This is a genomic window from Rhodococcus sp. NPDC076796, from assembly GCF_040702765.1.
Classification (GTDB): domain Bacteria; phylum Actinomycetota; class Actinomycetes; order Mycobacteriales; family Mycobacteriaceae; genus Rhodococcoides.
In genome coordinates this window covers 98,354-115,370 of record NZ_JBFBMS010000012.1, presented here as the reverse complement: position 1 = coordinate 115,370, position 17,017 = coordinate 98,354, and the positions used below count along the sequence as shown (strand labels likewise).

Here is a 17,017-nt window from a genome sequence, read left to right as displayed (position 1 = left end):
AGCTGCGAATCAGTCAAAGACATCAAGTCAAATCACTAGCAGAAAAACTCAACTAGCATTTCAAAACAACACCCGACAACAACCACCACAAGCGGATGGCTGATACATCGAATGCATTCACCAAAACAAATAATTTCGGCACTGACATTCATCGACACACTGTTGAGTTCTCAAAGAACACGCACACACCGTCGCCGCCGCTTGCACGGTAACTTCGGGGCTCACACGCTCGAACCCCAGGCATGGCTGATACCATCTCGCCTTGCCTGGGTTGTTCAGTGCATACGCCGTACAACCTCGTTGTCCCGGTTTGTGAATACCGGGTCGGTGTCCGTGTCGCTCTGACTCGACAAAAGTTACGCGAAGACCAACGCTTACGCAAATCGCCTGGTCAGATGTAATTTTCGTGTGAACATCTGCCGCACGACTCGGTCAGAGGATCGCGACGGCATCGATTTCGACCAACATCTCTTCTCTGGGCAGTCCTGTGAACACCGTCGTGCGGCTCGGCAGGACATCCCCCGAGGTATGCGCCGACACGAACTGGCCGTAGGCGTCGTTCATGGTCGAGAAGTCCTCGCGCTTGGTCAGATACACCCTGAGCATGACGACGTCGTCGAATGTCGCACCGCTGGCCTCGACGATGGCTTTGACGTTCTCGAGGGTGCGGGTCGTCTGCGCGGCAACATCGCCTGGATACAGGTACTCGCTGGTGGCCGGGTCGACCGGCCCCTGCCCCGAGACCTGAACGAACGATCCCTTCCGGACTCCTTGGGAAAAGGTGTGAGCCGGTGCGGGCGCACCTGTGGTGCGGATTTCGACCTTTTCACTCATCGTGTTCCTTCCTTCGAGCTCTCGGTTTGTGTCTTGCGGTCTTGGGTTTCCTGCGGTCGCCAGCCCAACCCCTCGGAGATCGCGGCCGCAGCACGCTGCACTTCGGGGAGTGTGGCGAGCACCTGCTGGTGATCGAGCAGCATGTCGGGCACGGACATCGACACCGCGGCCACCACATCACCGGTTCCGTTGCGCACTGCGCAGCCGATGCAGTTGACGAAGGACTCGTGCTCCTCGCGGTCTTCGGCGAACCCCTGCTCGAGCACTAGGTCCAGCTCGCGCAGATAGCCCTCGGCCGTCGTGATGGTTCGTTCGGTGAACGGCGTGTAGGTGATGCCGCGTGCAATCTGCGCTCGCTCTGCCTCGGGACGGGCCGAGATCAGAATCTTCCCCACAGCTGTGCAGTGCAGAGGTGCCGGCTTTCCGATTCGCGAATACATCCGCACACTCTGTTGGGCGTCGAACTTGTCGATGTAGATGACGTCGCCCGCCTCGTAGGTGGCGAGGTGGACGGTCTGACCGGTGATCGAGTTCAGTTCGGCCAGGTGCGGCCTGGCAATGCTCCGAACGTCACGCTGTTCGAGCGCATGGTTGGCGAGCTCGAACAGCCTGGATCCGAGCTGATATCGGTGATCTGCGTCGTGCTGGACGAATCTGTCGGCTTCCATCGTGCGCAGCAGCCGCAGCACGGTCGTCTTGTGGACCTCGAGGACCGAACCCAGCTCGTCCAGTGATCGCGGTCCGTCGCCGAGCAAGCCGAGAAGTGTCATCGCCCGCGCGAGACTTTGACTCACTGCGATACCCCCGAGTGACGCGCGGTAGTGGCTGCGTAGTCCAGCCTCGCCCAATCGACGTCGGCCAGTTCGGCCAGTTCGGTCAGCACCGCCAGAGGCAGCACCGAGGCGATGTCGCCGTGCCCGGTCAAGGCACCCGCCGCACACAGATGCCCGAACCGAACGCGCTCGACGGAACTCCTGCCCAACAGCAGTCCGGTCAGATATCCGCCCGCGAACGCGTCTCCGGCACCGATCTTTTCGACTACGTCGAGCTTCAGCGCCGGTACGTCGACCCGAGAGGTTCCCTCGAACGCCGTCACGGTGTGCGCATCGTTCTTGATCACCAGGTGGTGTGGTTGCGGAAACATCTCGCGCAACTCGGCGGGATCGGATGTGCCGAACACCAGGGCAGCTTCGTCGGCACCCATCGACACCACATCGCTTCCTCGAACATGTTCCCCGAGCACATCTGTGGCTGCGTCCGGCCGAGACTTCCACAGCGCCGGCCGATAGTTCAGATCGAAGCTGACGACGGTGGGTAGATCCAACAAGGACCTCGTCAGGTCGGCCGCGGTATCGGAGATGGCCACGGTGATTCCGGTGAAGTGGATCAGGTCGGCACGGGCAACCAGGTTCGACGCGTGCCCGTCGATGTCTCCGGGCGACAGGGCGCTCGCAGCCGAGCCGGCGCGAAAGTACGTCATCGCACTGTCTCCGCATGCAAGGTCGTGTCGGTCGCCGGAACCCGAGCCGCGTTGCTTCACGTATATCCCCGTGGGTCGCTCGTCGTCGATGGTTACACCGGCGGTGTCGACACCTGCCGCGGCCAATTGTCCGACGAGGTACCGGCCGAATCCGTCGTCGCCCACTCGTGAGATCCACGATGCGTCCACGCCCAATTGACCGAACACCCTGGCCACGTTGGCTTCTGCGCCCCCGGCCGTGCGGTGGAACGTGTCCGACTTCTCCAGTGGGCCCGGCTCGGCAACCAGAACGACGAGGCCTTCGCCTACACACACCGCTCGTGGTGCTTTCACGTCGATCTCCTCGAACTCTTGCGGGAACGCTGACTTTCGTTGCAGACTACAAACCATAAACACATTGCGCAACTACTGTTGCAAATTACGCAACGCTATGCGATTTTTCCAAGACCGAGGAGACGAACGTGATCGACACCGATGCCGTCGAGGCACTGAGCCGACGAGTGCTCGGACCCGAGCACAAGGCACTGCCCCCCAGGTCGTGGGGGCACACCATCGAGAGCTTTCTCGCCACGTCGCCTCGGCTCTCCGAGTTCACGACGCCCGTACTCACTCTCGACCGTGCACGCATCGCATCGAACATCTCGGTGATGGCCGAGTGGACGGCGCGCGCGGGAGTGCTGCTCGCACCCCACGGCAAGACGTCGATGGCCCCTCAACTGTGGAAACAGCAACTCGACGCGGGAAGCTGGGCCATCACCCTCGCAACCGGATGGCAGGTTCAGGCAGCACGTGCGTTCGGGGTCGAGCGGATCGTTCTCGCCAATGCCGAGATCGACCCTGTTGCGCTGACATGGATTGCGGCCGAACTGGATTCGCATCCGACATTCGAGTTCTACTGCTGGGCGGACAGCGTTGCAACGGTGCACGAGATGGACCGCATACTGACGGCGCAGGGAACACGCCCCATCCCGGTCATCGTCGAACTCGGTGGCCCGCACGGCCGAACCGGCGCACGGACAACAGACGAAGCGACCGCGGTCGCTCGTGCGATCGCGTCGTCGCCGCGGCTGAGTCTGGCCGGGGTCGGCGGTTACGAGGGCGCACTCAGCCACGATCGGACCGACAGCGGCCTCGCGGCGGTTCGGGCCTATCTCGAGAATGTCGCCGCCCTCCATCGCGCGCTCGATGCCGATGCGTTGTACGGAGACCATGCGATCGTGACCGCCGGCGGCAGCGCCTACCAGGACCTCGTTGTCGAGCGGTTGCAGTCCCTCACCACCGGGGAGGGGGTACGTACCGACGTAGTGCTGCGCTCGGGTGCCTATGTGGTGCACGACGACGGCTTCTACTCGCAGATCTCACCACTGACTCCCGCCCGCACCGACGCGCCGCTGATGTCGGCGATGCACGGATGGGCTCGGACGGTCTCCCGGCCGGAGCCCGGTCTCGCGCTGCTCGATGCAGGCAAGCGGGACTTTCCGTTCGACGAAGGTCTGCCTGTCCCCCAGCTGGTTCGGGGAACCGAGACCCTCGATCCCGATGCCGGCATCACAGCGCTGAACGATCAGCACGCGTTCCTTCGGCTACCTGCCGAGGACGCCGCGGCGCTGCCGGTGGGATCGGTGGTGCGGTTGGGCCTGTCTCACCCGTGCACCGCATTCGACAAGTGGCGTCTGGTTCCCGTCGTCGACAACGCCGATGGCGACGATCCCCGCGTCGTCGATCTCGTGCACACATTCTTCTAGAGAGCCGAAAACCCATGTCCGATATCCTCATTCGAGGTGCCGACGTCATCGACGGCACCGGTTCACCGCGACTGCGTCGTGACGTTCTCGTACGCGACGGAATCATCGCCTCGATCGCCGAACCCGGCACAGTTGGCGGTGCCGACAGAATCGTCGACGCGACTCCGGGGCAGGTCCTGTCCCCCGGGTTCATCGACATGCATGGCCATTCCGATCTGCGTCTGCTGACCGACCCCGACCACTTCCCGAAAATCAGTCAGGGCGTCACCACCGAGGTCATCGGACAGGACGGCATCGCCTACGCTCCGATCGACGATGCGACGCTCGATGTGGTGCGGCGTCAGATCGCCGGATGGAACGGCAATCCCGTCGACCTCGACTTCTCGTGGCGTTCGGTCTCGGAGTACCTCGCTCGCCTCGACCAGGGGATCACTCCGAACGCTGCCTATCTCGTTCCTCAGGGAACACTGCGATACCTCGCGGTGGGCCCTGATCAGCGACCCGCGACGCCGTCCGAGATCTCCCACATGCAGGAGTTGCTGGCCCAGGGATTGCAGGAGGGTGCCGTCGGAATGTCGAGCGGATTGACGTACACGCCCGGAATGTACGCGGACACAAGCGAATTACGAGCACTGTGCGAGGTCGTCGCCGACGTCGGTGGGTTCTATGCGCCGCACACTCGGTCGTACGGCGCGGGGGCGCTCGACGCGTACCAGGAGATGCTCGATCTCTCCCGGGAGACAGGATGTGCGCTGCATCTGACTCACGCGACGATGAACTTCGGCGTCAATCGGGGCCGGGCACATGAGTTCCTGGACCGCGTCGATTCTGCGATCGCGAACGGATGCGACGTCACCCTCGACACGTATCCGTATCTGCCCGGAGCCACCACTCTCTCAGCGCTGCTGCCGAGTTGGGCGATGTCCGGTGGCCCGGACCGCGCGCTCGAACGCCTCGACGATCCGGACATGCGTCGACGCATCGCACAGGATGTCGACGTCGACGGGTCCGACGGCTGCCATGGCGTGACCGTCGAGTGGGAGACCATCCAGCTCAGCGGAGTGGCGAATCCGGAACTAGATCGCTACGTCGGGCGCACGATGTCCGACATCGCGGCCGAGGCGGGTCGGTCCCCGGTGGACGTGTTCTTCGACTTCCTTCGCCGAGACGCGCTGGCCACCACCATCCTTCAGCACGTCGGACACGAGGAGAACGTGCGCGAGATCATGGCGCATCCACGCCATATGGGCGGAAGCGACGCGATCCTGGTCGGTGAGAAGCCACACCCACGCGCCTGGGGGACGTTCCCCCGCTACCTGGGTCACTACGTTCGGGACGAGCAGCTGCTCTCCCTCGAGGACTGCATCAATCACCTCACCGGTCGTCCCGCTGCGCGGCTCCGCCTTCGCGGCCGCGGCACGATCGCCGAAGGGCACGCAGCCGATCTCGTCCTGTTCGACCCGGCCACCGTGCGCGACACCGCCACGTTCGAGAACCCGAAGCAACAGGCCGAGGGCATCAGCCACGTCATGGTCAACGGCGCGTTCGCCATCGACGATCGACGCCCCACTCATTCTCTGGCGGGCCACGCCCTGCGGATGAATCCCACCGGAAAGCAAACATCGTGAACGCACTGACGACGATTCTCGAGGACCGCGCACTGTCGGTGGTCCGCGCCCCGCACATCTCGGATCCTGCCGCGTTGGCAGATGCGCTCGCGCGCGGAGGAATTCGCGCGCTCGAGCTGACCTTCACCACACCCGGCGTCCTCGAACTGATCCGCGCGGCATCGAACTCAGGTGCAGTCGTCGGGGCGGGCACCGTCCTGACCGCCGACCACGCGCGCTCCGCGATCGACGCCGGGGCGCACTTCGTCGTGACCCCCGGGCTGCGTCCCGACGTTGCCGCAATCGTCACCGAGGCCGGGATCCCGCTGATGATGGGCGCGCTCACCCCGTCGGAAGTGATGATCGCCCTCGATCTCGGAGCGGATGCAGTGAAGATATTTCCGGCTCGGACCGTCGGGCCCGCGTATTTCAAGGATCTGCTCGGCCCCTTCCCCGACGCACGACTCGTTCCGTCCGGCGGAGTCAACGCGGGCAACGCTGCTCAGTTCCTGGCATCCGGTGCCGTCGCAGTGACTGCAGGCACCGATGTGGTCCCGCCGGCGTCGGTCGCGGCCGCCCAGTGGGACGACATCACCGTGCGAGCGCAGACGTTCGTGGCGGCTATCAGTGCAGACATCAAGGAAGGCTCGTCATGAACTCTGTCGTCGATTGGCTCAGGACCTCCACGCCAGGTCTACTCGTGTTGTGCGGCATTGCAATTGCCGTGCTGCTCGTCGTCATCATCAAGGTCAAGCTCGAACCGTTCATCGCGCTTCTCATCGTCGGCCTCGGCTTGGCTCTGGCTGCCGGTTTGCCCGTCAACGAGATAGTCGGCACCGCGATCAAGAGCAACGAGTCGCTTCTCGAAACCGGGTTCGGCGGCATACTCGGGCATATCGCAGTCATCATCGGACTGGGAACGGTCCTGGGCGCGATTCTCGAAAAGTCGGGTGGCGCACAGGCACTGACCGCCAAGCTGCTGGGGGTCTTCGGAGAACGCGGAGCGCCCATCGCAATGGGACTGCTCGGGCTGATCTTCGGCATCCCGGTGTTCTTCGACATCGGCATCTTCGTCTTGGCACCGCTGGTGTACGTGGCGGCGCGTCAAGGCGGAAAGTCGTTGGTGCTCTACGCGCTGCCGATGCTGGCAGGGTTGTCCATGACGCATGCTTTCTTGCCGCCACATCCAGGTCCGGTGGCCCTCGGCGGGTTGCTCGAAGTGAACCTGGGCTGGCTCATCCTGTTCGGATTCATCTGCGGGATACCCGGATTCATCGCCGCCGGCCTGGTGTGGGGTAACTGGATCGGCAAACGCATCATCGTCGACGTCCCCGAGGACTTCATCAACGACGGAAACGACGCGAGCACCACCGAGGGTGGAGGCACAGGCACGGTCGCGACCAAGCGACCGGTCGTCACGACGCCTCCGTCGGTGGGCACCATCGGAGCGATCATTGCCGTTCCACTGGTCCTGATCCTCGGTGCCACGTTCGGCAGCATTCTGCTCGCTCCCGGCAACCTCCTCGAAGTGCTCACGTTCTTCGGCACACCGGCCGTCGCACTACTCATCGCAGTACTGATCGCGTTCTACGTGTTGGGAATCCGCCGCGGATCCACTGTCCAGGAATTGAGCACACTGACCGGAGAATCTCTGCGTCCGGTGGGCATGTTGCTGCTCGTCGTCGGTGCAGGCGCGTTCTTCGGAAAGGTCATCTCGGCGACGGGTATCGGCACCGCGTTGGCCGACACCATGGCGGCCGCGGGCTTACCGATCATCGTCTTGGCCTACATCATCAGCTGCGCACTGCGAGTGGCGCAGGGCTCGGCCACAGTGGCCATCGTGACGACCGGCGGAATCGTCGGACCCCTGGTTGCAGCTCAGGACTACTCGGCTCCGGCCGTCGCCCTCATCGCCATGTCCATCGCGGCGGGTTCGATCATCGCCAGCCACGTCAACGACGGCGGATTCTGGATCATCGCGAAGTTCTTCAACCTCACCGTCAAGCAGACACTGCAAACGTGGACGGTCCTCGAGACGATTCTGTCCGTGGTCAGCTTCGCCGTCGCGGGAATTCTGTTCGCGATCATCGCCTAGAGCCAGTGGCGCGATTCAGTGCCCTGGGCGGCACTCACTCGCGCCACTGGGTTCGCACTTGATCACCGACGAAGTGCGTGTTCTCGGCAGACATCTCCCGGCTCCCCGACCGCCCGACGAGGTAATCGATCCGATCGTCCAAGCTGTGCGCGCGGGCCATCGCGTCGGATGTGCGTGCCTCGGTCTCCGAGGACTCGACCACATTCGCGAGCCGAACCAGCGCGGCCACCCGTCCGGTCAACTGCTTCCACACCACTTCCAGTGCACCACGGCGGGATTCGACCTGCGCTGCGGTCTCCTCGTCGACCATCGTTTCACCGATCCGATTCAGCTCGGTCGCTACCGTACGCAGCGACGTGGCATCGACCGAGATCTCGGTGAGTTCGACGAACAGGTCCAGCTGGTTGCGTTGGATCTCGAAGTACGTCGACTGCCATGCAGGCGAACGACGCACCCGATCGAACGACATGCCGGCGAGGAACAGCAGGGTGTCGTAGCGATCGACGAAGCGGTCGTCCTTTCGGTCCACGAATTGATCGACCATTCCTGTCGCCCAGTCGACTCTGTCGCCCACCGGGGTTTTGCGCGCCAGCGTGCTCACCCGATCCGTGGCCGCATCCACCAGCGACAGGCCACGCTCGGCGATCGGGCCGAACTTCTGTGGCGCGGGCGTTCTCGTCAACGCATCGAAGACCGCGTCCCGCTGGTCCAGGTCGAGATGCACACCTTCCCGGCGCTCTTTGCGCGCCGCACGCACTCCGCTGGCGTAGTGACGATTGGACATCACCACCGTGGTGCGGTGGTGATTGACGCGTTTGGTCAACTCGGCAGCTCGGAGTCTGTACACGAGAGCCGACCCGGGCTTGCTCGTCGTGTCCTTGGCGAGCCAGCGATCGCGCTCGTCCACCAAATTGCGCAATGCGCCGAATCCACCGATCGACGGCAGCGAGCGTCCGGCACGCCATCGGGCGACGAGGACGGCTCGGGTGGCCTCGTCCACTCGGCCGGCCGCGATGGCGACGGCGGCCGCGTCGGACAGTGGCTCGGAGTGACCGGGCAGCCGGCAGTCGGCGCAGCGGCGGTGGACCTCGTCGTCGAATCGGGCACGCTGTTCGGCCGACTCACTGCCATCGAACTCGGACATCGTCTCTCCTAGGTCACGCCGCATCGCCGGTGTCGTCGACGGATCGCTCGCCATCGAGTGTTCCAGAAGTTCAGATCAGTCCGCGCAGCGATTCCTCGGTCTGCGGCTTCTTCTCGGCCAGCAGGGTACGCGCCACGTCGAGGCCCTCCCAGACGTTCCACATCAGTACGCCCCGAACGACGGCATCGTCGTCGAGGTAGTAGACGACGCCTTCCTTGCCGACCGACTTCCAGTCCTCGACGACATCGAGCGTCGTGGACACCGTGCCGATCGCCTGATAGCCGTCGTCGTAGACGTCGGAGTAGAAGTACGGGGTGTACGTGTAGGGATCTGCGGCACCGGCCATGTTGCGTCCTGCGGCCTTGCCCATCTCGGTCGCGTTGTCGACATGCTCGATCCGTCGGCGTCCGAGGATGGCGTCGGGATAGTTCGCCACGTCACCGGCGGCATAGACGTGTTCGTCCTCGGTCCGGAGGAACTCGTCTACGACCACGCCGTCGTCGACCGCAAGCCCTGCAGATTCGGCCAGTTCCGTGTCGGGTCGCACGCCGAGTCCGAACACGACGCCGTCCGCCTCCACGGTCGAACCGTCGTCGAGTTGCAGTTGTACGCGCGCCGACGCCTCGGCTCCGGAAACGACCCTCGTCCCTCGGCGCACGGTCACACCGTGGCCGGCGAAACCCTTGTCGAAGCCGGCAGCCAGGCTCGACGGAAACATGTGTCCCCCGAGTACGGCGTCCGTCGTCACCAGTGTGACCTTCACACCCTGGAGAGACAGAGCAGCTGCGATTTCGGTGCCGATGTATCCGCCGCCGACCACGGCGATGTGATCGGCGGTCTTCGTCAGCTCGCGCAGCGCTCGGTAGTCGGCAAAAGTGCGGAAATACACCACGCGGGGGCTGGGAGCGAGTTCGATTCGCGTCGGCGTCGCACCCGTTGCCAGGAGAAGCTTTCCGTACTCGTGGCGATCTCCGGATTCGGTGGTGACCGATGAGTTCGAGCGGTCGACCGATCCGACTCGAGTTCCGGTGTGCACCTCTGCACCGGTGTCGGAGGCAGTGTCGAGTGAGACCTGATCGCGGCCGAACTCCGGGTCGGTCCACAGTTTCTTCGACAGCGCCGGGCGCGTGTACGGCGCATCGGGGTCCGCTCCGAGGATGCCGATGGACCCCGTCGCGTCCTGCTCGCGGATTCCGCGAGCTGCGCTGTCCGCAACCATTCCCCCGCCGATGATCAGGTAGTCGTAACGCATCGTTCACTCCTCGAAAGTCGACGTCATTCGCTTCGTGGCTACCCGAAACAACACGAGAAGAATCCTTCGAGCCGTTCCGTCCAGAGAACCCGCAGGTAGCGGAACCGACCGGACTGTATGCAGCATCACACCCCGAAGAGGTTGGCCCAGGCCCGTCGAGTGGGCATCTTGGTCTGGGCGACGAAACATCGTTTTTACTCGGGTCGAGCTGTAACGGTTCCGGCCGGCCGAACGACTCACACCTCAGGACGCGAACAAAAGGAGACGATGTGACTGTTCAGATCGATTCGCTCGCAATTGGCACCGACAGTGCCGATATCGCGACAGCTGACGTCGACCAGCTCTTCGACGAAGTTTCAACGCTGGACGCCACCATCCTCGACGCCATCGAGCGTCGCACCCGCCTGGCGCGCACGCTTGCTGCGGCAACGCCCGGCGCCACCGAGTCGGACCAGGCAGCCGACCCCTACGCAGACCTCGGCAACGACGGCCACGTCTTCTCACGCATGCTGTCGCGCCTCGCGCAGATCGCGCGATAGCCACACGCCCCCTTCAGCTTCGCAGTCCGCGACCCCGTCGAGCACCCGCTCGGCGGGGTCGCGTCGTGTCGGCACATCTGCACCCGATGACTTTTCGGATCGACAGCTGTCAGTACGAGCAAGACCGTTGTTCGACGGTTCGACGCAGCAGGTTCTTCCAGAAAAGGTGTGTATCCATGTCACGTTTGCTGTTCGCCAACATGCCCGTCCGCGACGTCGTCGCCACCCGCGCATTCTTCGAGGGTCTCGGATTCGAGTTCAACGATGTCTTCAGCGACGAAAACTGCGCCTCGATGGTCGTCAGCGAGCAGGCGACCGTGATGTTCCTGGCCACCTCGCGATTCGAGGACTTCATCTCCGACTCGATCTGCGACACGAGCTCGGCCCGGGAGGTGCTGATGTGCGTCTCTGCCGACAGCCGCGAGGAAGTCGATTCGCTCACCGACGCGGCGATCGCCGCCGGTGGATCGAAGTGGATGGAGCCCCAGGATCACGGGTTCATGTACGGCCGAGCGTTCCGAGATCTCGACAATCACGTGTGGGAAGTGATGTGGATGGACCCGTCGGCCGTCTCGGAGAGCTGACCGGCCATTCGTCTAGAGGCGGTCGGGTAAACCGAATCGATCGAACAGCGTCAGATCGAAGAAACAGGCCACGTGCCCGACCCCTCTGGCATCGATATCGAGAACATGCAGCTGGAACGGCCGGTGCACACCGTCCTCGGCCAGCATGTACAGCCCGTAAGCGGGCTGACCGTTGGCAGAGGTGGACACCATCCGCATATCGCCTGCTCCGTTCGCGGGGCAGTTGTTCCGAATAAGAGATCCGATGGTCTCGCCACCCTGGTACCACCCGACGAACGGCGGCATTTCCCACACCGCGTCCGAGGTGAAGAGTGTGACCAGTCGGTCGATGTCGTAGCTCTCGAAACACTCCACGTACTGGGTGAGGAGTTTCTGCAATTCCGCGGATTCGATGGGCTCGACATCGTCGAGCTCGGGCGCGATCTCGTCGAGGCGCTCCCGTGCTCGCTGCAGGAGGCTGTTGACTGCGGTCGTCGTCGTGGCGAGAACCTCGGCAACCTCCGACGCTTTCCACTGCAACACTTCGCGCATCAGCAGCACCGCGCGTTGCCGCGACGACAGATGTTGCAGTGAGGCGACGAAGGCGAGTCGCACGGATTCCTTGGCCACCACGATCGAGGCGGGATCACTCGCATCCGCCAGATCGGAATCGGCGATCGGCTCGAGCCACGGAATCTCGTTGTTCTGCACCAGTTCGTCGGTGGGGCCCGAACTCGGTGCACCCAAGCCTGTCGGCAAGGGACGCTTCGCCCGGCCGTCCAGAGCGGTGAGACAGGTATTGGTTGCGATTCGGTACAGCCATGTTCGTAGCGACGAACGGCCCTCATATTTGGCGTACCCACGCCACGCGCGAATGTACGTCTCCTGCAACAGGTCCTCGGCATCGTGGATCGACCCGGTCATGCGATAGCAGTGCGCGAGCAACTCACGACGAAAGGGATCGAACTGCTCGACGAAGTCGTCCTTCTGTTCCGAGGCCACGGTCATGCGGTAGAGCGTAAACCGGACACAGGCGCGCCACAGCTCGAACGCGCGCCGCCGAAAGGATTGCCGACACTTCTGCGTTAACCTCGGCATCGTGACATCGGCAACGAGTATCGACGACTTGGTCGAAGAGCTGTACCTGCAGCGCCGTCGAGCGTGGGAAGCCGCTCTCGTCACCGCGCAGAATTTCCTCGAGACCATCGCCGACGAGATTCTCGAGGACGTCGATCGAGACCGCTTGAATGCGCAGACGGCACGAATCAAGGACCCGGGACGATCGGCCGACAAACTGCGCCGCTATCTCTCCGAGGGCCGCATCACCGAGCCGACCGACGCCGATGCCGTCGCCGAGGCGTTGCCCGATCTCGTCGGCGTCAAGGTGCTGTGCAAGACCCCGCGCGATCAACTGACGTTCGTCGCTGCGCTCGAGCGCGCGTGCAACGACCCGGAATGCTCTGTACGGTTCGCGCAACCACCCACCGACTACGTGGCTTTTCCCAAGCCGAGTGGCTACCGCGCGTACCACGCCGTGCTGGTCGTTCGAGTGGCAACACATCAGGGTGATCTCGATGTGAAGGTGGAAGTTCAGGTCAAGACGCGCCTGCAGGACGCCTGGGGCGAGCTGACCCACGAGGACATGTACAAGCCCGGTGAGGCACTCAAGCCGACCAAGAAGCACACCGACTACGCCGCGCACATGGCCCACCTGCTCGATCAGGTGGATGCGATGGCCGACGATCTGGCCGCGCAGCTCGACTCGTTGACGGCCGCGTCGAAGGACGGGGGCGTTCTCGCGGCCGACCCGATTCCGAAGGATCCGGACTTCATCAGCGCCAGGGTCACCCGCACCGGTCCACGGTATGCACTCGCCGTCGGACCGGACGGCCGCAGAGGCCTGGTTCCCGCACGATCGGTGAAAGCGGTCATCGGCTCGACCGACCGGATCGCCGTCAACGACTACCTCGAAGTGGGCGACTTCATCGATGTGGTGGTCGAGGACTCCGAGGATGCGCTCTACTATCACCTCACTTCGCAGCCGCCACGACGCAAGCCCGCGAAGAAGCGCAAGCGCTGACCGGCGGTTCTCAGGAACATCTCACGTCGGTCCGGTAGACATGCCTCCTCGTGACCACTACCGAGAAATCCACGGTCGTCACCGATGCCGACAGTGTCGACACAGCGACCGACGAAACCGCGACCACAGACCGGCGCTCGACAATCCGCTCCGCCGAGACTCTGGTGCCGGCCGTCTCTTTCGCCGTGCTGGCGACCCTGTACTCGGTGATGTCCGTCCTCGGCCATCGCCAGCTCCGAACATCCGGATTCGACCTGGGGATATTCGTTCAGCAGATCGCGTCGTACTCGCAGTTTCGCGCGCCGACGTCCGACCTACTCGGCACCGGCTACAACACGCTCGGCGATCACTTCTCGCCCATCACCGCGTTGCTGGGACCTCTCTACCGGGTGTTCCCACACGCCGAGACGCTGCTGATCGCCCAGGCCGTGCTGTTCGCGCTTGCCGTGATTCCGATCAGCAGACTGGCGGTACAGAAATTCGGCACGGTCGTCGGCATCGTGACGGCCGCGGCGTTCGGGCTGTCGTGGGGCGTGCAGGCCGCGCTGAACTTCGATTTCCACGAGGTGGCGTTCGCGATGCCCCTACTGGCCGTGTCGATGGTCGCGCTGGTTCGACAGCGCTGGCTGCCGGCCCTGGCCTGGGCTCTACCGTTGGTGTTCGTCAAAGAGGACATGGGCCTGACGGTGATCGTCGTCGGGGCGTTGGTCGCGCTCTGGACGAGCGGCCGCACTCGCATCCTGGGGGCGTTGACTGCTGTCTGGGGACTGACCTGGGTAGTTCTCGCGGTCAAGGTGATCATCCCGGCCCTCAGCTCGGACAACTCGTACGACCAGGGCTCGAAGCTGCCTCCGCTCGGCGAAGGCATCGCCGACACCGCGCACGGTCTGGTTGCCGGCGATTCACGGGCAGCCACCGCCTTTCTGCTGCTCGCGGTCACCGGGTTCTTCGCCCTGCGATCGCCACTGCTCCTGGTCGCCGTCCCGACGGTCGCGTGGCGCTTTCTCAGTGACAACACCAACTTCTGGAAGCCGATATACCACTACAACGCGATCCTCATGGTCATCGTGTTCGTCGCCTTGCTCGACGCATTGGCGCGTAGCCACCGGCACGGTCAGCTCACCGAACGCGGCCGGAAGCTGATCGTCGCGTTCGTGGCCGCGTTCGCAGTTGTCGCCTTGCCGTTCCTGCCCATGTCACGTGTGGTGCACGCGCAGGAATGGACGATGGATCCGCAGGCAACGACTGCCCGAGAGATCTCCGAGTGGATTCCGGCCGGTGATCGGGTTGCGGCGTCGAACAATCTCGTGGCCCAACTCGTCGCCGACCACGCCGTGTCGGTCTTTCCGCAGCGCACGACCGATTCGACGGTCCCCGAGTGGATCGTCGTCAACCAGCAGCGGCCTGCGGGTTGGCCGACGGACGAGACCGGCGATCGTCAGGCGGTCAGCCGGGCGCTGGCGAGCGGATACGACGTCGTCTTCTCCGTCGACGGAATCGAGGTCCTGCACCGCGACTGAGTGGTCCAGATTAGTGTTCGAACGAGTCGACCTCCCAGTCGACTCACAGAGACGACTACCGCAAGGCAGGTACAGGACATCGACGCTCGAACCGGCGATCTCGGCGCCCCCAAGACCGCATCGAAGCGCTCACCGTGGAATCGGAAGAATCCCTATCGCGCGCAGATTCTGAGCAACCGCCGTCTCTCCGGCCCCACGTCGGCCAAAGAAGTTCGGCACTTCTCGATCGCGCTCGGCGAGAGCGGCATCGCCTACGAGGCCGGCGACGGATTCGGCGTCAAACCCGTCAACGACGCGGCGCTGGTCTCGGCTGTGATCGAGCGCCTCGGCGTGCCCGCCGACACCGCGGTCCACACCAAATCCGGCGAGATCACCTTGGCCCATGCTTTGACCACGGACTACGAGATCGGCATCCCGTCCATGGATCTGATCGAGGCCGTGGCCGAACGCGCCGGTGACGCCGAGCTCGATCACGTTCTGCAGAACGGCGACCGCGCGTCGTTCGACGCCTGGACGTGGGGTCGGGACGTCGTCGACGTTCTCGATCTGGATCGGTCGGGGGCGTTCGATCCGGCCGAATTCCTCGGCTTGCTGCGTCCTCTGCAACACCGGGTCTACTCGATTTCGTCGTCGCCGATCGCGCACGAGGGCACCGTGCATCTGACCGTGTCCACAGTTCGATATCGGTCGGCCGAGCGAGATCGCGGTGGTGTCTGCTCGACGTATCTGGCCGATCGCGTCGGGGAGGAACACCAGGCCGGGGTGTTCCTGTCGGCCAACAAATCGTTCCGCCTCCCGTCCGACGACACCCCGATCATCATGATCGGTCCTGGAACCGGAGTGGCACCGTTCCGAGCTTTTCTGCACGAGCGTCGTGCCCGGGGCGCGACAGGCGAGAACTGGCTGTTCTTCGGCGATCAGCATCGAGCCAGCGACTTCCTGTACGAGGACGAAGTCGTCGATTTCGAGCGCGACGGTCTGTTGACTCGACTCGATCTGGCCTTCTCTCGCGACCAAACGCAGAAGATCTACGTCCAGCACCGCATGCGGGAGGCAGGCAAGGAGCTGTACGGGTGGCTCGAAGCGGGTGCGCAGCTCTATGTGTGCGGCGATGCGGCTCGCATGGCCAAGGGCGTCGACGAGGCATTGCACGAGATCGTCGCCGAACATGGTGGCCTCTCCCCCGATGCCGCCGAGGACTACGTCAACGACCTCAAGCAATCCAAGCGCTACCTGCGCGACGTGTACTGACTCGGGTTCTTGTCGGACCCTCTCGCTACGGTCTCGGATACAGGCATCAGTTCTCGTCCGAGAAGAGGGTTTGCATCGTGACCGCACTGCAGAACGGCCATTTCGACTCCACCACCGCCCTCGCGTGGGCCACGTTCACCGAAAACCTGCATGCCCGTCTTCGGACTTTGCCGAGGCGGGACTACATCACGGTCACCGCCGCTCAGGCGAGCCCCGGAGAGCGTGGATTGCGACCGTACATCGATGTGGCCGCGACGGACGGCAACGTGCTGGTGTCGGTGGCAGCGCTGCCGTCACTGCTGTACCCGGATGCCCAGGACGCAACGGCCATGGATGTGCAGCTCCTCGACTGCGGTTGGTTGGATCGAGGCAAGCCGGTCGCAGACGGATCGATCATCGACCTCACGCGAACCGACACCCGAGCAGATGCGGCGCTCGTCGCGGAGATGATCACGCGCGCGTTCCGAGAGATCTGGAACGTCCCGCATCCGTCGTTCCTGAGTGTGTGGAGCGTCGCGGCCGACGGTGCGTCGTCGGGACCGGTCGACCTGCAACGCGGGTTCGTCGATCGCACTACCGACGCAACGACCGAAACTCCGTCGGAAACATCCGACGCCGTTCCTGCCGAGCTGAAGTCACTGCAAGCGTTGTGCCAGTTGGTCGGTCGGCGCGTCGATGCGCACACCGTTCGATCGGTATGCGCCGACGGCGATATCGACGCGTTGAAAGCGCGAGCACTCTCGCTGCACAGATCGGCCGCTGTTCGGGCTCGCCCTGCCGACGACGCGAGTCGGGATACCTCGGTCGCGGTATGGAAGAGCCTTGCCCGCACCTGGCTCCTGGTCGCACACAGCATGGACGCCGTGACGAGGGCAGACCGGCACGCGTGCCGGTGATGAACGGGATC

General features: G+C 63.9%; 16 protein-coding genes. 10 read left to right on the top strand and 6 right to left on the bottom strand.

Annotation, left to right across the window (positions count from 1 at the left end):
- Window positions 1-432 precede the first annotated feature (432 nt).
- From AB0366_RS24380 to AB0366_RS24370, 3 genes are read right to left on the bottom strand one after another with little or no spacing between them, the layout of a single operon-like run.
- Complete coding sequence (locus AB0366_RS24380; protein ID WP_366246294.1) at window positions 433-834, bottom strand: RidA family protein; 402 nt, start codon at window positions 832-834, stop codon at window positions 433-435.
- Entirely contained in the window at window positions 831-1,628 is a 798-nt protein-coding gene (locus AB0366_RS24375; RefSeq protein WP_366246292.1) for an IclR family transcriptional regulator, read from the bottom strand. The genes AB0366_RS24380 and AB0366_RS24375 overlap by 4 nt, the downstream gene beginning before the upstream one ends.
- Window positions 1,625-2,647, bottom strand: a complete 1,023-nt coding sequence (locus tag AB0366_RS24370) for a sugar kinase (protein ID WP_366246290.1) — start codon at window positions 2,645-2,647, stop codon at window positions 1,625-1,627. Before AB0366_RS24370 ends, AB0366_RS24375 begins: the two co-directional genes overlap by 4 nt.
- A 128-nt stretch (window positions 2,648-2,775) precedes the next feature.
- Between AB0366_RS24370 and AB0366_RS24365 the strand changes: the two genes are divergently transcribed.
- From AB0366_RS24365 to AB0366_RS24350, 4 genes are read left to right on the top strand one after another with little or no spacing between them, the layout of a single operon-like run.
- A complete protein-coding gene (locus AB0366_RS24365; protein ID WP_121872979.1) occupies window positions 2,776-4,059 on the top strand; it encodes an alanine racemase in 1,284 nt (427 codons plus the stop codon).
- A 14-nt stretch (window positions 4,060-4,073) separates the two neighbouring features.
- On the top strand, window positions 4,074-5,687 hold the full coding sequence (locus tag AB0366_RS24360) for a D-aminoacylase (protein ID WP_121872980.1): 1,614 nt from the start codon (window positions 4,074-4,076) through the stop codon (window positions 5,685-5,687).
- Entirely contained in the window at window positions 5,684-6,322 is a 639-nt protein-coding gene (locus tag AB0366_RS24355; protein ID WP_121872981.1) for a bifunctional 4-hydroxy-2-oxoglutarate aldolase/2-dehydro-3-deoxy-phosphogluconate aldolase, read from the top strand. The genes AB0366_RS24360 and AB0366_RS24355 overlap by 4 nt, the downstream gene beginning before the upstream one ends.
- Entirely contained in the window at window positions 6,319-7,761 is a 1,443-nt protein-coding gene (locus AB0366_RS24350) for a gluconate:H+ symporter (RefSeq protein ID WP_366246289.1), read from the top strand. The genes AB0366_RS24355 and AB0366_RS24350 overlap by 4 nt, the downstream gene beginning before the upstream one ends.
- Window positions 7,762-7,795: 34 nt before the next feature.
- Here the strand turns inward: AB0366_RS24350 and AB0366_RS24345 are convergent, their stop codons facing one another.
- Both AB0366_RS24345 and AB0366_RS24340 read right to left on the bottom strand, forming a co-directional pair.
- Window positions 7,796-8,905 (bottom strand): hypothetical protein, encoded by a 1,110-nt coding sequence (locus AB0366_RS24345; RefSeq protein WP_366246287.1) that lies wholly within the window; start codon window positions 8,903-8,905, stop codon window positions 7,796-7,798.
- Between the two features lie 70 nt (window positions 8,906-8,975).
- The gene (locus AB0366_RS24340) at window positions 8,976-10,157 is read right to left on the bottom strand and encodes an FAD/NAD(P)-binding oxidoreductase (RefSeq protein ID WP_366246286.1); all 1,182 of its coding nucleotides are present in this window, start codon (window positions 10,155-10,157) and stop codon (window positions 8,976-8,978) included.
- A 269-nt stretch (window positions 10,158-10,426) separates the two neighbouring features.
- Between AB0366_RS24340 and AB0366_RS24335 the strand changes: the two genes are divergently transcribed.
- A complete protein-coding gene (locus AB0366_RS24335) occupies window positions 10,427-10,696 on the top strand; it encodes a hypothetical protein (protein ID WP_121872985.1) in 270 nt (89 codons plus the stop codon).
- Between the two features lie 176 nt (window positions 10,697-10,872).
- Window positions 10,873-11,280: a VOC family protein gene (locus AB0366_RS24330; RefSeq protein WP_121872986.1), complete on the top strand. Its 408-nt coding sequence runs from the start codon at window positions 10,873-10,875 to the stop codon at window positions 11,278-11,280.
- A gap of 12 nt (window positions 11,281-11,292) precedes the next feature.
- Here AB0366_RS24330 and AB0366_RS24325 read toward each other — a convergent pair whose 3' ends face one another.
- On the bottom strand, window positions 11,293-12,267 hold the full coding sequence (locus AB0366_RS24325; RefSeq protein WP_366246284.1) for a sigma-70 family RNA polymerase sigma factor: 975 nt from the start codon (window positions 12,265-12,267) through the stop codon (window positions 11,293-11,295).
- 91 nt (window positions 12,268-12,358) lie between these two features.
- On the opposite strand from AB0366_RS24325, the gene AB0366_RS24320 reads away from it, so the two are divergent.
- The 4 genes from AB0366_RS24320 to AB0366_RS24305 all read left to right on the top strand — a co-directional run bounded on the left by AB0366_RS24320 (window position 12,359) and on the right by AB0366_RS24305 (window position 17,006).
- A complete protein-coding gene (locus AB0366_RS24320; RefSeq protein ID WP_094613371.1) occupies window positions 12,359-13,339 on the top strand; it encodes a GTP pyrophosphokinase family protein in 981 nt (326 codons plus the stop codon).
- Window positions 13,340-13,389: 50 nt separating this feature from the next.
- Window positions 13,390-14,859, top strand: coding sequence for a DUF2079 domain-containing protein (locus AB0366_RS24315; protein WP_366246283.1), 1,470 nt, complete (start codon window positions 13,390-13,392; stop codon window positions 14,857-14,859).
- Complete coding sequence (locus AB0366_RS24310) at window positions 14,860-16,110, top strand: sulfite reductase subunit alpha (RefSeq protein WP_366246282.1); 1,251 nt, start codon at window positions 14,860-14,862, stop codon at window positions 16,108-16,110.
- A 77-nt stretch (window positions 16,111-16,187) separates the two neighbouring features.
- Window positions 16,188-17,006, top strand: a complete 819-nt coding sequence (locus AB0366_RS24305; RefSeq protein ID WP_147458369.1) for a hypothetical protein — start codon at window positions 16,188-16,190, stop codon at window positions 17,004-17,006.
- Window positions 17,007-17,017: the final 11 nt, after the last annotated feature.

What these genes read in the sequence shown, in the direction of transcription:
- AB0366_RS24350 (WP_366246289.1), top strand. Translation starts at nt 6,319, where the DNA reads ATGAACTCTGTCGTCGATTGGCTCAGGACCTCCACGCCAGGTCTACTC.
- AB0366_RS24360 (WP_121872980.1), top strand. Translation starts at nt 4,074, where the DNA reads ATGTCCGATATCCTCATTCGAGGTGCCGACGTCATCGACGGCACCGGT.
- AB0366_RS24345 (WP_366246287.1), bottom strand. Translation starts at nt 8,905, where the DNA reads ATGTCCGAGTTCGATGGCAGTGAGTCGGCCGAACAGCGTGCCCGATTC.
- AB0366_RS24330 (WP_121872986.1), top strand. Translation starts at nt 10,873, where the DNA reads ATGTCACGTTTGCTGTTCGCCAACATGCCCGTCCGCGACGTCGTCGCC.
- AB0366_RS24325 (WP_366246284.1), bottom strand. Translation starts at nt 12,267, where the DNA reads ATGACCGTGGCCTCGGAACAGAAGGACGACTTCGTCGAGCAGTTCGAT.
- AB0366_RS24340 (WP_366246286.1), bottom strand. Translation starts at nt 10,157, where the DNA reads ATGCGTTACGACTACCTGATCATCGGCGGGGGAATGGTTGCGGACAGC.
- AB0366_RS24380 (WP_366246294.1), bottom strand. Translation starts at nt 834, where the DNA reads ATGAGTGAAAAGGTCGAAATCCGCACCACAGGTGCGCCCGCACCGGCT.